Annotated in this window: 13 protein-coding genes; 8 read left to right on the top strand and 5 right to left on the bottom strand. The window is 66.2% G+C overall.

Translation table 11 applies throughout. The features are described 5' to 3' along the window. Positions 1-59: 59 nt before the first annotated feature. Positions 60-1,748 carry an FAD-dependent oxidoreductase gene (locus RUGAMON1_RS10690; protein WP_445230492.1) on the top strand — a complete coding sequence of 563 codons (1,689 nt, stop codon included), beginning with the start codon at positions 60-62 and terminating at the stop codon, positions 1,746-1,748. On the opposite strand, the gene RUGAMON1_RS10685 is transcribed toward RUGAMON1_RS10690, so the two are convergent. The 5 genes from RUGAMON1_RS10685 to RUGAMON1_RS10665 form a co-directional block, all read right to left on the bottom strand. Then, the gene (locus RUGAMON1_RS10685) at positions 1,749-2,870 is read right to left on the bottom strand and encodes a patatin-like phospholipase family protein (protein ID WP_445230491.1); all 1,122 of its coding nucleotides are present in this window, start codon (positions 2,868-2,870) and stop codon (positions 1,749-1,751) included. A 62-nt stretch (positions 2,871-2,932) separates the two neighbouring features. Beyond that, positions 2,933-4,048: an acyltransferase family protein gene (locus RUGAMON1_RS10680; RefSeq protein WP_445230490.1), complete on the bottom strand. Its 1,116-nt coding sequence runs from the start codon at positions 4,046-4,048 to the stop codon at positions 2,933-2,935. A 17-nt stretch (positions 4,049-4,065) separates the two neighbouring features. After that, positions 4,066-6,195 (bottom strand): TonB-dependent receptor plug domain-containing protein, encoded by a 2,130-nt coding sequence (locus RUGAMON1_RS10675; RefSeq protein ID WP_445230489.1) that lies wholly within the window; start codon positions 6,193-6,195, stop codon positions 4,066-4,068. Between the two features lie 86 nt (positions 6,196-6,281). Continuing rightward, a complete protein-coding gene (locus tag RUGAMON1_RS10670) occupies positions 6,282-7,895 on the bottom strand; it encodes a peptidoglycan DD-metalloendopeptidase family protein (RefSeq protein ID WP_445230488.1) in 1,614 nt (537 codons plus the stop codon). Next, positions 7,892-8,287 carry a BlaI/MecI/CopY family transcriptional regulator gene (locus RUGAMON1_RS10665; protein ID WP_445230487.1) on the bottom strand — a complete coding sequence of 132 codons (396 nt, stop codon included), beginning with the start codon at positions 8,285-8,287 and terminating at the stop codon, positions 7,892-7,894. The genes RUGAMON1_RS10670 and RUGAMON1_RS10665 overlap by 4 nt, the downstream gene beginning before the upstream one ends. A 277-nt stretch (positions 8,288-8,564) precedes the next feature. On the opposite strand from RUGAMON1_RS10665, the gene trhA reads away from it, so the two are divergent. The 7 genes from trhA to RUGAMON1_RS10630 all read left to right on the top strand — a co-directional run bounded on the left by trhA (position 8,565) and on the right by RUGAMON1_RS10630 (position 13,478). Then, on the top strand, positions 8,565-9,182 hold the full coding sequence (gene trhA / locus RUGAMON1_RS10660) for a PAQR family membrane homeostasis protein TrhA (protein ID WP_445230486.1): 618 nt from the start codon (positions 8,565-8,567) through the stop codon (positions 9,180-9,182). 40 nt (positions 9,183-9,222) lie between these two features. Then, on the top strand, positions 9,223-10,104 hold the full coding sequence (locus tag RUGAMON1_RS10655) for a LysR family transcriptional regulator (protein WP_116989818.1): 882 nt from the start codon (positions 9,223-9,225) through the stop codon (positions 10,102-10,104). A 168-nt stretch (positions 10,105-10,272) separates the two neighbouring features. Next, a complete protein-coding gene (locus RUGAMON1_RS10650) occupies positions 10,273-10,431 on the top strand; it encodes a hypothetical protein (protein ID WP_445230485.1) in 159 nt (52 codons plus the stop codon). A gap of 106 nt (positions 10,432-10,537) precedes the next feature. Then, the gene (locus RUGAMON1_RS10645; protein WP_445230484.1) at positions 10,538-10,915 is read left to right on the top strand and encodes a LiaF transmembrane domain-containing protein; all 378 of its coding nucleotides are present in this window, start codon (positions 10,538-10,540) and stop codon (positions 10,913-10,915) included. Beyond that, positions 10,912-11,631: a LiaF transmembrane domain-containing protein gene (locus RUGAMON1_RS10640; RefSeq protein WP_445230483.1), complete on the top strand. Its 720-nt coding sequence runs from the start codon at positions 10,912-10,914 to the stop codon at positions 11,629-11,631. The genes RUGAMON1_RS10645 and RUGAMON1_RS10640 overlap by 4 nt, the downstream gene beginning before the upstream one ends. A 2-nt stretch (positions 11,632-11,633) precedes the next feature. Then, the gene (locus RUGAMON1_RS10635) at positions 11,634-12,713 is read left to right on the top strand and encodes a sensor histidine kinase (RefSeq protein WP_445230482.1); all 1,080 of its coding nucleotides are present in this window, start codon (positions 11,634-11,636) and stop codon (positions 12,711-12,713) included. Positions 12,714-12,716: 3 nt separating this feature from the next. Then, positions 12,717-13,478 carry a LytR/AlgR family response regulator transcription factor gene (locus RUGAMON1_RS10630; RefSeq protein ID WP_445230481.1) on the top strand — a complete coding sequence of 254 codons (762 nt, stop codon included), beginning with the start codon at positions 12,717-12,719 and terminating at the stop codon, positions 13,476-13,478. Positions 13,479-13,706: the final 228 nt, after the last annotated feature.

The raw sequence follows: 13,706 nt of genomic DNA, 5'->3' as shown, positions 1-13,706 counted from the left end.
CGCAATGTGTGCCGATTGGCGCTATCATGGGCGGCTACTGACTGAGGACACGCATGGGTATGGAACCAAGAACCGCGGGAGGCAAGGGTGAGCTCCCGATCGCGGTATCGACCGATATCGCCAACCGCCTGCACCAGATCCTGCCGACGCTGAGCGCGGCGGAGTGCGAGGTGCTCAGCCGCTACGGCGAGCGGCAAAACTTCAAGGCCGGCGACATCCTGTTCAAGCAGGGCGACCGCCACATTTCGATGTACGTCATCATCACCGGCGGGCTGGAGATCGAGCGCGCCTCGGCGCTCGGCACGGCCACCCTCAGCACCCACGGTCCCGGCATGTTCACCGGCGAGATGGGCACGTTGGCCGGCCGCGCGGCCGTGGCCAGCGCACGCGCGACCGCCGACAGCGAAATGATCGTCATCAGCGAGGAATCCCTGCGCACGCTGGTGATCTCGGAAGCGGCGCTGAGCGAAACCATCATGCGCGCCTACATCCTGCGGCGCGTGGCCTACATGCAGGACCAGACCGGCGGCGTGGTGGTGTTCGGCGCCCGCCATTCGCAGGCGACGCTGGTGCTGCGCCACTTCCTGACCCGCAACGGCCAGCCCACCGCCTACTTCGACACCGAACTGCACACCGAAACGGCGGCGCTGATGGAGCGCTTCGGCGTCACCGAGGCCGATATTCCGGCCGTCGTCACGCCGTCCGGCGAAGTGCTGCGTCAGCCGACCCTGCGCCAGGTGGCCGACGGCATCGGCCTCAGTTCCGACAACATCGACGGCCGCACCTTCGACCTGGTGGTGGTCGGCGCCGGCCCGGCCGGACTGGCGGCCGCCGTGTATGCGGCCTCGGAGGGCCTGAGCGTGGCGGTGCTCGACTCCAAGGCGCCGGGCGGCCAGGCCGGCTCCAGCTCCAAGATCGAAAACTATTTCGGCTTCCCGACCGGCGTCTCCGGCCAGGCGCTGGCCGGACGCGGGCTGTCGCAGGCGCGCAAGTTCGGCGCCGAAGTGGCGGTGCCGGTGCGCGTCAGCTCGGTCGATTGCGAGGGCGCGGATTTCGAGATCGCCATCGACAGCGGCGAACGGCTGCGCGCGCGCTCCATCGTCGTCGCCACCGGCGCGCGCTACCGCAAGCCGGACTTGCCGGGACTGGAGCGCTTCGAAGGCCGGGGCGTCTACTACAGCGCCTCGTTCATGGAGGCCACCTTCTGCGCCAACGAGGAAGTGGTGATCGTCGGCGGCGGCAACTCGGCCGGTCAGGCGGCGGTGTTCCTGGCCGCGCACGCCAAGCACGTGCACATCGTGGTGCGCGCCGACGGCCTGGCCGCCAGCATGTCGCGCTACCTGATCCAGCGGATCGAGGCCGCGCCCAACATCACGCTGCACACGCGTAAGCAGATCGTCGAGCTGCAGGGCGAAGACAAGCTGGAACACATCTGCTGGCAGACGGCCGGCGGCGAAGTGAAGACCGCGCCGGCGCGCCATCTGTTCCTGTTCCTGGGCGCCGAGCCGAACACCGCCTGGCTGGGCGATTGCGTGGCGCTGGACGACAAGCATTTCGTGCTGACCGGACCGCAGGTGCCGGCGGCGGCCTGGCCGCTGGAGCGCAACCCGCACTTCCTGGAAACCAGCCGGCCGCGCATCTTCGCCGTCGGCGATGTGCGCAGCGGATCGGTCAAGCGGGTGGCGGCGGCGGTGGGCGAAGGCTCGGCGGCGGTGCAGTCGCTGCACCAGGTGCTGGCCTCGGACTGATCACACGCTGCGCAGCGGCTTGCTGTAGCGGGTGGCGCGGCGGATCGGCGGGTGCTTGCCCGGCGCATGCGCCAGCGCCTCCTGCGCGCGGTCGTAGCCGTACTGCCACTGGTCGTTCATGTGCTGGACGAAGGTGTCGTAGGTCGGCGGCATCGCCAGCTCGATGCGGTTGCGGCGCCAGTCGAGCTTTTGCTGCAGCTGCTGCTTGGCCAGCACCACCGACACGTCCGAGGTATCGATGCGCATGTCGGCCAGGTGGGTGTTGGCGTAGCGCAGGCGCGCGTTGCCGTCGATGCCCAGCACCGAGCGCCAGGCGGGGATCGCAAACACCTGGTCGAACGCCTCCTTGAATTCCATGACCACCTCGGCGCCCAGCCGGCGCGCGATCTCCACCGGGAACAGATCCAGCACGCCGCCGATGTATTCCTGGCCGCGATGCCGCTGGCAGCGGAAGTAGATCATGTCGGCGATTGAGATGCGGGCGGCGTCGGTCAGCGGCACGCTGCCGTCGACCAGCAGGTCCTGCGCGACCGCGTGCTGGCCCCAGCGGGCGTCGCTCAGCGGCGACTGCATGTTGTGCAGCAGCGCGGCCGCATGTTCGCCGCAGAACACCGTTTGCGCAAACAGCTTGCGTCCAGCGCGCGGCTGGCCGACTGCCGATTCGTCGAACAGCAGCTTGCCGCCGATGATGGCCACATCCACCTCCGGCGTGCCGGTGGCGGGCGGGAAGGGCAGCTGCGGCGGAATCTCGAACAGGTAGTCGCCGAACAGGTCGGGGATCACCGGCGCCCTGGCGGTCGACAGCTTGCGCTTGGCGGCGCGCATCAAGCTGCCCATCAAGTCGGCGCGCCGGGTCGATTTCAGGCTGCACCAGAACTGGTACATCTCCGGCGACGACAGCCAGGCGCGCTGCGCTTCCGGGTCGGGCAGGTTGTGGATGATGGTGGCTGCGATCGCGCCGCCGCAGCTGGCCAGCAGCACGTCGGGAGCGCGGCCGGCCTGCCGCAGTGCGGCGTACATGCCGATGTAAATGCCGAAACGGAAACCGCCCCCGCCCAGCACCATGCAGCGTTTATACGGTTTATACGATTGTTGCCAAGGTTGAATTTGTGCTTGCGTCATAAACCGAACCATACCACAGCAGGCGCCGCGCGAATGGAAACTGACGACGGCCGCCGTCTATTTCATCGCGCGTAACGTTCACCAGGTGATCTGCGCCGCAGGGCGGCGTTGGCCGGTTCGGAGACGTAGCGGGCGACCAAGGCGGCGGCCAGCGCCGTCAGGCACAGGAACAGCAGCAGCCAGGGCAGCCTGGCGCCGTAGCTCAGGTGCGTCTTGTCCACCACCACATTGCGCATGCCCGCCAGGACGATGATATGGAACAGGTAGATCTCGTAGCTGTGCTGGCCGAACCAGCCCAACAGCGACCAGCGCGGCGTGCGTTGCGCCACCGGCGCTTGCGCCGAACTGCCCAGCAGGAAAACCCCGCTCGCCAGCGCAACCAGCGTGAAGCCGAACACCTCGTGGCCTTCGATACCGCGCAGGTACAGCGCCGCCAGCGCGACGCCGGCCGCGATACGCAGCACGCGTCCCTGGCGCGCGTTCGGCACCTCGCGCTGCGCCAGCAGCGCCGTCAGGCAGCCGATGGTGATGGCGTCGAAGCAGGCCAGGTAGCCGTACATGAAATAGATCTCGTTGTCGGTATGCTGGCTGCGATAAACCGGCCCGGCGACGATGGCCGCGCAGCACAGCAGCACAATCAGCCAGTTGCGGCGCAACAGCAGGCAAGACAAGGGCAGCAGCAGGTAGAACATCTCCTCGACCGACAGCGACCAGTACACGTTGAGGCAGTAGTTGAAGTAGCCGGCGGTTTGCATCAGCTGGTTGTGCCAGAACGTCAGCACCGAGCCGGCGGCGATGAAGAAGTAGCTGGCCGGCCGATCCAGGTCGCCGTCCGAGTTGGAGAAGAACGGCACGTCGAAGCTGCCCACCGCCACGATGATCGCCAACGCCAGTAGCAGGCAAGGCATGATGCGCGCGAAACGGTATAAATAGAATGTACGGATATCGATCTGCGACAGGCTGCCCCAGCGCCGCAGCGATGTCGACGTAATCAGGTAGCCGGACACGGTGAAGAACATCGTCACGCCGAAGTTCCCCTGAAACGCCGCGCGCAGGAGCCAGGCAGGCAGGATGTCGCCCAGCGGACTGTTTTTCAATCCGTAGGCCAGCGTAAAGTGCAGCACCAGCACGCACAGGATGGCGACGCCGCGCAGGGCGTCGATATGGTTGTTTCTCATTGTTTGTATGGCTCCGTTCAAAGTTGACGTTCCAGCAGGATGCGCAGCGTGGCGCTGGTCGGCGTTTGCGAGATGCGATAGCGGCGGCCGTTTTCATTGACGTATTCGTGCGATTCGCTGGACTGCTGGCGCAGCAGGTTGCCGGCCGAGATGCGCAACTGCGTCTTCGCATCCATCTTCCACTGCCCATACAAATCCAGTTCGCGTTTCGGGCTGGTGTTCATTTGCACCAGCGCCGATTGCCGCACCGGCCCGCCTGCCTGGTAGTTCAGGTTCCCGCCGACGGTCCACGCCGCGTTGGGTAGCCGATAGTCGGCGCCCAGGTTGGCTGTGAACGGCACCTGGTTTTCGATGCGGTTGTCCGGTCCCGGCACGCTGTCCACCCGCGACCAGTTGCGGGCGAGGTTGGCGCGCAGGTCCAGCTTGGGCGACAAGGGCAGCTTGGCTTCCAGCTCGATCCCGCGCACGCTGGCGTTGCCGTTGTTGAAGGGCGCTTCGACCCACTGGCCGTCCTGCTGGAACAAGCGGGTCAAGGTCACGTCGCGGATGCGCCGCACATAGGTGCTGGCGCTGAGCAGCGCTCCCGCGCCGAGATAGTGTTCGTAGGCCGCGTCCAGACCCCAGGCCAGCTCCGGCCGCAGATTGGGGTTGCCCTGTTCATCGGGATTGGTTTCGTTATTGTTGTTGTCGTTGGTGTAGCGGCGCGGCACCAGCTTGACCAGCGGCGGCGCCTTGTAGGTGCGGCTGATGGCCAAGCGCAGCACATCCTTGTTCTGCAACTCGTAGCGCGATTGCAGCGAAGGACTCCACACCTGCGAGCGCAGGTCCAGCGCGTCCGGCGCGTTGGCCGCTTCCGCGCGGCTGGCGGTGCTCAGGCGTTCGTGGCGCAGGCCCAGGTACAGGGAATAGCGCGGTGTGACCTGCCATTCGTCCTGCGCGAACAAGGCCAGGCGGTTGACGTTGGCGCGGTAGTCGGCGTTGCTGCCGCCGGTCTGCGCACCGCTGGCGTCGAACAGGGTTTCGTTGCGGTCTTCGCTGCGTGCGGCGCGGCTGGCGTCCCAGCCCAGCGCGATCGCATGGCGCTCGCCGACCGGGTGGCGATAGGTGCCGCTGATCGTGATGCTGGTTTCCGAAGGGCCGGAGTCGACGTGGTGGCGGCCCGATGGCTTGCCGCCGCTGTCCATGCCGTTGAAGTCGAAGGTGCCGCTGCGGCGGTTGCTGCTCGCGCCCAGTTTGGTCTCCAGTTTGGCGCCGCTCTCCAGCAGGTGGGTCCAATTCAGGTCGCTGCGCAGCATGGCGAAATTGGCGACGAAGTTGGCGACGCTGCGCGGGTACTCGCTGTGCGGGCCGATGAGCGCCGTTTCGTTCTCGCCGTGGACGTTGTCGACGCGGCGCAGATTGGCGAAGCCGGTCCAGCTCAGCGTGTCGCCGCCGCTCAGCGTCCAGTTCAGGCGCGGCGTGAGGGTGAGGGCGTCGGTATGGCCGGATTCGGTCTTTTGCGTGCGGCGCTGTTCGAGGATGGCGCCGGCGGCGTCGCGGCGTTCTTCCAGATCGGTGAACGGCGCTTCGCTGCGCTTGTGGGTGAGCGTCGCGGCCAGGCTGTAGGCCAGGCGGCCGTCCTGGTCCGACAACGTCGCCGACAGCGCGGGCGTATCGACGCCCGCCTGGCGCGCGAGGCTGGCGCCGAGCGCGCGCTGGCCGCGTTTGACGGTCTTCTTCAGGATGATGTTGATCGCGCCGGCGATCGCCTGGTTGCTGAATTCCGCCGTGGCGCTGCGCATGATCTCGATGCGTTCGATCGTCTCGGGTTCGATGGCGTCCAGCGAGAAGCCCGCCGCCACCGGCTCGCCGTTCAGCATGATCTGCGTGTAGCCGTTGCCCAGGCCGCGCATGCTGATCGTGCCGCCCCGTCCGGGCACGCCGGTGATGCTGACGCCGGGCAGGCGTTTCAGCACGTCGGCCAGCGTCTGGTCGCCCTGGCGCATGATCTCCTCGTGGTTGACGACGATGCTGGCGGTGGTCTCGCGCTGGCGCTGGTCGGCGCGCTGGCCGCTGATTTTTACCTGGGGTGGCTCGGGCTCGCTGTCGGCCGCATGCGCGCTGGCGGCGACCAGCAGCAGGCCGCTGGCGATATGGTGTAGCTGCATATTCTTCCTTGTCTTCAAAAACGCGGGCGACAGTCCCCCCTGCCGCAGCGTGGAGGCTGCGGCTGGCGGACATCGGTGGCGTGGGCTTAGTAGCCTTGCTGCTGCTGGCGCAGGCGCAAGGCGCGTTTGGTGGTATAGGCGTCCAGGTTGGCCAGCCTGGTGGCCGGGTTGATGAATTCCTCGCCCTGCCGGACTTCGAAGTGCAGGTGCGGGCCGGTGGCGAAACCGGTTTCGCCGACGGTGCCGATCTGCTGCCCGGCTTCCACCGTGGCGCCGGCTTTGACGTTCATGCTGGTCAGGTGGGCGTACAGGCTGCGTTGCGCGCCGTGCTGCAGGACCACGGTTTTTCCGTAGCGGCCGGCGTTCTCGGTCAGCACGCCGGCGCTGACGACCACGCCGCCGGCCACCGCATGCACCGGCGTGCCGGCCGGCGCGGCGATGTCGATGCCTTTGTGCGGCGTCACCAGCACGGTGCGGCGCACGCCGAACACGCCGGTGACGCGCATCTTGTCCAGCGGGTAGCGCCAGGCGGCGTCGGTGGCCGCAGCCTCGGAGGCTGCCGCAGTCTCGGCGGGATGCCCGACCGGCGCTGTCACCGGGGGCGCGGCGTCGTGCTGCTGGGCGGCGTTGAAGGCCAGCGCCGGTTGCAGCATGGCGCCGCCGGCCAGCACGGCGGCCATCGACGCGGCGACGCTCCAGGCGACCGCGCTGCTGAGCACCGGCAGCGCCGCCTGCTGCATCTGGCGGATACGCGCGGCGGCGGTGGCGCCATCGATGCCGCCGAAGGCCACGCCGCCGGTCGGCATGGCGGCCGTTTGCGCTTTCCATTGCAGCAGCAGGGCGGCGGCGTACTGTTTGCGCTGCTGTTGCGGGCGGCCCGCCAGCACGCGCTGGTCGCAGATCAGTTCCAGCGCCCATTCCATTTTCGCGTTCATCCAGCGCAGCGCCGGATTGAACCAGAACACCGTTTGCAGCAAGGCCGCCACCCCGAGGCACAGCGGATCGCGTGCGCGCCAGTGGTGCAGCTCGTGGGCGATGACCATGTGCTGCTGCTCGGCGCTGAAACCGCGCAGGTGGCGCGGCAGCAGCAGCACCGGGCGCCGCACGCCGACCAGCATCGGCGAAATGGCGGCGTCGGTTTCCATCACGGTCAGGCGATGGCGGGCGATGTCCGCCAACTGGGCGCCGTCGAAGGCGCCGTGCGCCAGCAGGTCCTGCGGCGACAGGCGCTGGGCGCTGGCCAGCAAGCCGCGCCAGACGCGACGCGCGCGCAGCCGGCGGGCCAGCATCCACGCCAGGCCGGCCGCGTACGCCAAGGTCCACAGGGCGGGCAGGAGCAGGGTGAGCGGCGGCAGGTCGAGATCGCCGCCGGCGGCGTCCGGTTCGGTCGAATCGGCGGCGGATGCGCGATCCTGCACGGCGCCCGTCAGCGCCGGCAAGCCGGCGCGGATGGCCGACGATTCGGCCGCGCTCAGCGTCACCGTCGGCGCCAGGCTGTGCTGCGGGCTGTGCGGCACCAACGCCAGCAGCGCGGCGCCGGCCGTCACCGCTTGCGCCGCCAGCCACAGCGCTCGCCGCGGCAGCAAGGCCGGCCAGCGGCGCAGCGCGAGCGCCAGCAGCGCCCACACCAGCGCGCCGGCCAGCAGGCAGCTGACGCTGGCGAGCATCCATTTGAACAGCATCACATAGGCCAGCATCATGGCTTGCCGGCCTCGTCGGACGGCCAGTCCTGGAGCATCTGCTCCAGCTGCGCCAGTTCGGCCTGGTCCACCAGCTTGCTGCCGGTGAACATGGTGACCGGCAGCGGCGCCGCCATTTCCATCACACGGGTGCCGAAATCGCGGGCGAAGGCGGCCAGCGTGCCGACTTTTTCCAGCCGCGCGCTGTAGACGTTGACGCCGTGCGCCGCGTGCTGGGCCAGCATCTGCTTGTCGAGCATGCGGTCCAGCGTCTTGCGGGTGGATGAGAACGACCAGCCGAGCTCTTCGGCGACGGCGTCATGCAGTTCGCGCGCGCTCAGCGGTTGCTGTTTCCATAGTGCCTTGAGCAAGGTCAGCTCGCTGACGGACGGGATAGGGAGGGACGTGGACATGGTGAGGCCTCTTTGCGACAGATAGGATCATTATGCGACACATGTCGCAAGCCAGTCAATCTGTTGTCTAAAAATTTGTAACATTGCTTTATATTAATTCTCTATATGTTACGATTAAGTTTTTGCTAATTGCTAATTCTGTACGGTCGTGCCGGACAGTCCGCAAGGTAGCGTGGCGTGGGTCTTCGCTTGAAGCCGGCAACACCGTTATGCAATGCGCTATACAATGCTTGGGGCCGCAGCCTTCCGCCGCTGCCTCACTGTATTGGAAACACATATGTATTACGGAGAGCGCTTCAACAGCATCACTCACACCGTGGGCGCCGCGCTCGCGGCAATCGGCGGCACCTTGCTGATTGTGCTGGCGGCGCGCACCGGCGACGTCTGGAAGGTGGTCAGCTTCAGCATTTATGCCGTCACCTTGCTGGGCTTGTACCTGACGTCGACGCTGTATCACAGCCTGCGCGGCCGCGCCAAAGATGTGCTGCGGCAGATGGACTACTGCGCCATCTACCTGCTCATCGCCGGCAGCTACACGCCGTTCACGCTGGTCAGCCTGCGGGGAGCGTGGGGCTGGTCGCTGTTCGGCGTGGTCTGGGGCCTGGCACTGATCGGCATTTTGCAGGAAATCTGGTTTGCCAAGGGCGCGCGCGTCCTGTCGCTGCTCATTTACGTGGCGATGGGGTGGGTGGGCGTGATCGGCGCCAGCCCGCTGATCGACGCGCTGGGCTGGAGCGGCTTCGCCTGGCTGGCGGCCGGTGGCGTGGTGTACACGGTGGGCATCGCCTTCTTTGTCACCGACCACAAATGGCGCTATGGCCACGGCGTCTGGCACTTGTTTGTGCTGGGCGGCAGCGCCTGCCATTTCGGCGCGGTCTTGCTGTATGTAGCGTGAAGCACCTGTACAACTGTTGGATTTCGAGAGTAGAGCACCAGTGGATATTAATTCCGACGACCTGAAAACGTTTATCACCGTGATCGACAGCGGCACCCTCAGTGCCGCCTCGGTCCACCTCGGCCAGACCACGTCCGGCGTCAGCCGCGCGCTGTCGCGGCTGGAGGACAAGCTGGCGACGTCGCTGCTGACGCGCACCACGCGCCGCATGGAACTGACCGAAGAGGGACACCTGTTCCTCGAACGCGCGCGCGCCATCCTCGGCGCCATGGAAGAAGCCGAGGAGTCGATCCGCATCCGCCGCCAGAAGCCGGCCGGGCGCCTGTGCGTGGACGCCGCGTCGCCGTTCATGCTGCATTGCGTGGTGCCGCACATGGCCGAGTTCCGCGCCATGTACCCGGAGATCAAGCTGGAATTGAGCAGCAACGACCAGATCACCGATCTGATCGAACACCGCACCGACATCGCCATCCGCATCGGCACGCTGACCGATTCGACCTTGCACGCGCGCGCGCTCACATCGAGCCCGCTGCACGTGCTGGCCAGCCCGGACTACCTGCGCCGCCACGGCACGCCGGAAACGCCGCAGGACCTGGCGCGCCATTCGCTGATCGGCTTCGCCCAGTACGAGCAGGGCAACAACTGGCCGCTGCGCCATGCGGCCGGCAACAGCCTGCCGATCACGCCGTCGATCGCCGCCTCCAGCGGCGAGACGCTGCGCCAGCTGGCGCTGACCGGACAGGGCGTGGTCTGCCTGGCCGACTTCATGACCCGCGCCGACATCGAAGCGGGCCGCCTGGTGCCCATCCTGGTCGACGCCAACACCGGCTACTGCCAGCAGATCCATGCGGTCTACTATCGCAACACGCAGCTGGCCCAGCGCATCAGCTGCTTCCTCGAGTTCTTGCAGCAGAAGCTCTGAGTAGCCAGTGTGCGGCGCCGTACAGATAGCCCTCCGGTGCGGCGCTACACTGGTCCTGCGTGCTTGATGCAACTCCCGGATCCAACCCGGTGAGGAATCGGGCAGCAGGTGAGCCGGTAGCCTCGAGTACCGGCACCAACAATAATGCGTCGCTGCCGGGAGGCCATCATGTCGCAGACTACTCATCCATCGAAGTTTCTGGTGCGCGCCTACCTGGAGCGCCGTTCGCATGAAGTCAAGCCGCCGCCTACGCCGGAAGAGATCCGGCGCCAACTGGGCTGGGGCATGCTGATGTTCGAAGCCAAGGTCGGCAACGGCCGCTCCTGATCCCTTTTCGCCGTTCACCGTCCCTTTTCCGCCATTCGCCGAATAGCGGTTTCCCCGCCAGCCGTTCCCCGGTATTGTTATATCCATACCGACTTGGGGGACTGACATGAGTATTCACACCGCTTACCGCTGGCGCCAGCAAATCGTCTGGGGTACCGGCTTGATCATCTTCGGCTGCGTGCTGCTGCTGGACCGCGCCGATATTATCGAACTGGATTTCAACCCGATGAACTTCTGGCGCTGGTGGCCCTGGCTGCTGGTCGTTTCCGGCCTCACCAAAATCATCCCGCCGACCACGCCGCGCTATTTGCTCAGCGGCCTGTGGGAGATCTTCTTCGCCGGATGGTGGTACGTATCGTTCAACCACATCTGGGGCCTGGGCTTCGGCGAAACCTGGCCCGCGCTGGTGGTGGCCACCGGCGTCGGCATGTTGTTGCGGCCTTTGCTGGACAATATCTTCGCAGCGACCAAGGAGCCGAAATGAGAGACAAGTTCAACGAAAAACGTCAAAGGAATCCGGCCTCGCAGATGGTCGTCGGCCTGTTCGTGGTGGCGGTCGGCATGATCTTCCTGCTCGATAACCTCGGCTGGCTGGACCTGGAATTCACGCTGCACCTGTGGCCCACCGCGCTGATTTTCTTCGGCATCCTCAAGGTGCTGCAAACCCGGTCGCCGTCCGGCGCCGTCGTCGGCGGCGCGCTGATACTGGTCGGCGGCATGATCCTGCTGAAGGAAACCGGCTTCATTTCGATCAGCTGGCGCTCGCTGTGGCCGGTGCTGCTGATCGCCGCCGGCCTGTCGGTGGTGTTCCGCTCTCCCAACAAGCGCTGGCTGTTCGAGCAGCGCGGCGACCTGCAGGACACGAGCAGCAACGACGCCGTCATCAACATCACGGCCGTCATGGGCGGCTTCAAGCGCCGCATTACGTCGCCGGATTTCCGCGGCGGCGAGATCACCACGGTGATGGGCGGCTGCGACCTGGACTTGCGCCAAAGCTCGATCAACGGCGAGGCGGTGCTGAATGTGTTCGCGATGTTCGGCGGGATCACCATCAAGGTGCCGATCGACTGGACCGTGGTCCTGCAAGGCACGCCCATCATGGGCGGCTTCGAAGAAAAGACCGTGCCTCCCGCCACGCCGGACAAGCGTTTGATCATCCGCGGCTACGCCATCATGGGCGGCCTGGAAGTGCGTAACTAGGCATGCAGGAGATTTCCTCCAGCCGGCGCGGCATCACCATCTACCTGCTGGTGTGGCTGTTCCTGGGGATCGCGCTGGGCGGCGTGATCTCGCTGGCGAACGACGCGCCGGCCGCCAACGCCATGATGTTCGCGATTCCGCTGAACCTGTTGTACGCGTTCGCGGCGGGTTATTCGTCCTACTACCTGTGCCGCGCCTATCCGCTGGGCGGCAGCAGGCCCGCCGCCACCGCGCTGGTGCTGACGGTGGCGGCGGTGGTGTCGGGCTTCCTGTGGCTGACGGTGGGCCGGGCCTGGAACGGCGCCTGCCTGATGCTCGATGTCTCGTGGGCCGGCATCGCCTTCAGCCCGCAGCTGTCGGCGCTGATCGTCGGCCTGGGCATCCTGCTGTACGGCTTCGCGGCGGCGCTGCACTACCTGGTGATCGAATTCGTGCGCGCCAAGAGCGCCGAGCAGCGCGAGCTGGAATCGCTGCTGATGGCGCAGGAGGCCGAGCTGCGCATGCTGCGCACGCAGATCGATCCGCACTTCCTGTTCAACAGCCTCAATTCGATCAGCGCGCTGACTTCGCAGGACCCGAAGGCGGCGCGCCGCATGACGCTGGAACTGGCCAGCTTCTTTCGCCAGAGCCTGGGCATGGAGGCGCATAAAAAAGTCGCGCTGGGCGAGGAGATGCGGCTGATACGCCACTTCCTGGCGATCGAGCAGGTGCGCTTCGGCGACCGCCTGCGGGTGGAGGAGCTGGTCGAAGACGAAGCGGCCGCCTGCCTGGTGCCGCCGATGATCATCCAGCCGCTGGTGGAGAACGCCGTCAAGCACGGCATCTGCAATATGCCCGATGGCGGCACGATAAGGGTGACGGCGCGCCGTGCCGGCTCGATGCTGCACATCCGCGTCGACAATCCGGTCGACCCGGACATGGCGGCGATCCGCAGCGACGGCCACGGCATCGGCTTGAGCAATGTGCGCCAGCGCCTGTCCGGCGCCTACAAGCACGAAGCCAGCATCCACTGGGGACGTATCGACAACAGCTTTGGCGTGGACATCGCGATGCCCGCGCAAACAGGCGAAGAGGGAGAGTAGAGCATGCGTGTGATTATCGTCGACGATGAAATGCTGGCGCGCGGCGTGGTGCGCGAGTACCTGGCCGAGCATCCGGATGTGGAGGTGGTGGCCGAATGCGCCAACGGTTTCGAGGCGGTCAAGGCGATCACCGAGCTGGCGCCCGACCTGGTGTTCCTGGACATCCAGATGCCCAAGCTGGACGGCTTCGAAGTGGCCGAACTGGCAGGCGCGAAAACGCACTACATCTTCGCCACCGCCTTCGACCAGTATGCGATCAAGGCCTTCGAGTTCCACGCGCTCGATTACCTGCTCAAGCCTTTCAGCCAGCAGCGCTTCGACCAGGCGCTGGCGCATGCGCGCGCCAATCTGGATAAAGGCGTGGGCAAGAGCGAGGGCAAGAGCGAGGGCGATACCGCGCTGGCGAGCATGGTGCGCGAGGCGGCCGGCCGCAACAAGCCGCTGGGCCGCGTGCTGATACGCGACGGCGCCAAGGTCCACGTCATCAACAGCGACAAGATCGAGGTCATCGAGGCGCAGGACGACTACGTGCAGATACGCTCGGAGGGCAAGTCCTACCTGAAGAACCAGCGCATGGCGGAACTGGAAGAGCAGCTGGATGCGCAGCAGTTCCTGCGCATCCACCGCTCGTGGATCGTCAACATCGCCTGGGTCGACCGCATCGAGCAGGCCACCAAGGACAGTTATGTCGCCATCCTCAAGGATGGCGCCAAGGTGCCGGTCAGCCGCAGCGGCTACCAGAAGATCCGCGCGGTCATTCAGTAGCCAGTTGCACCTCCGGCAGCGGGTCGGAAACGCGCCGTTTGCGGGGGCTGGAGAGTACCCGCAAGATGGTGTGATTGGGGATTTCGAGCGCGCTGAGATAGGCCCAGGCATGGACCGCCCCCATCGTGGCGTCGATGACGACGGCTTGTTGAATCGCGCTCGACAGGCGCGTATTTTCCCTGGGTCTCATGTGAGCAAAATATAGCAGACCTGCCGCCGCCCGTTGAT

Origin of the sequence: Duganella rhizosphaerae (genome assembly GCF_040364205.1) — a bacterium.
GTDB lineage: Bacteria > Pseudomonadota > Gammaproteobacteria > Burkholderiales > Burkholderiaceae_D > Rugamonas > Rugamonas rhizosphaerae.
The sequence above is the reverse complement of the archived record's forward strand: the minus strand, read 5'-3'. Positions and strand labels throughout refer to the sequence as shown.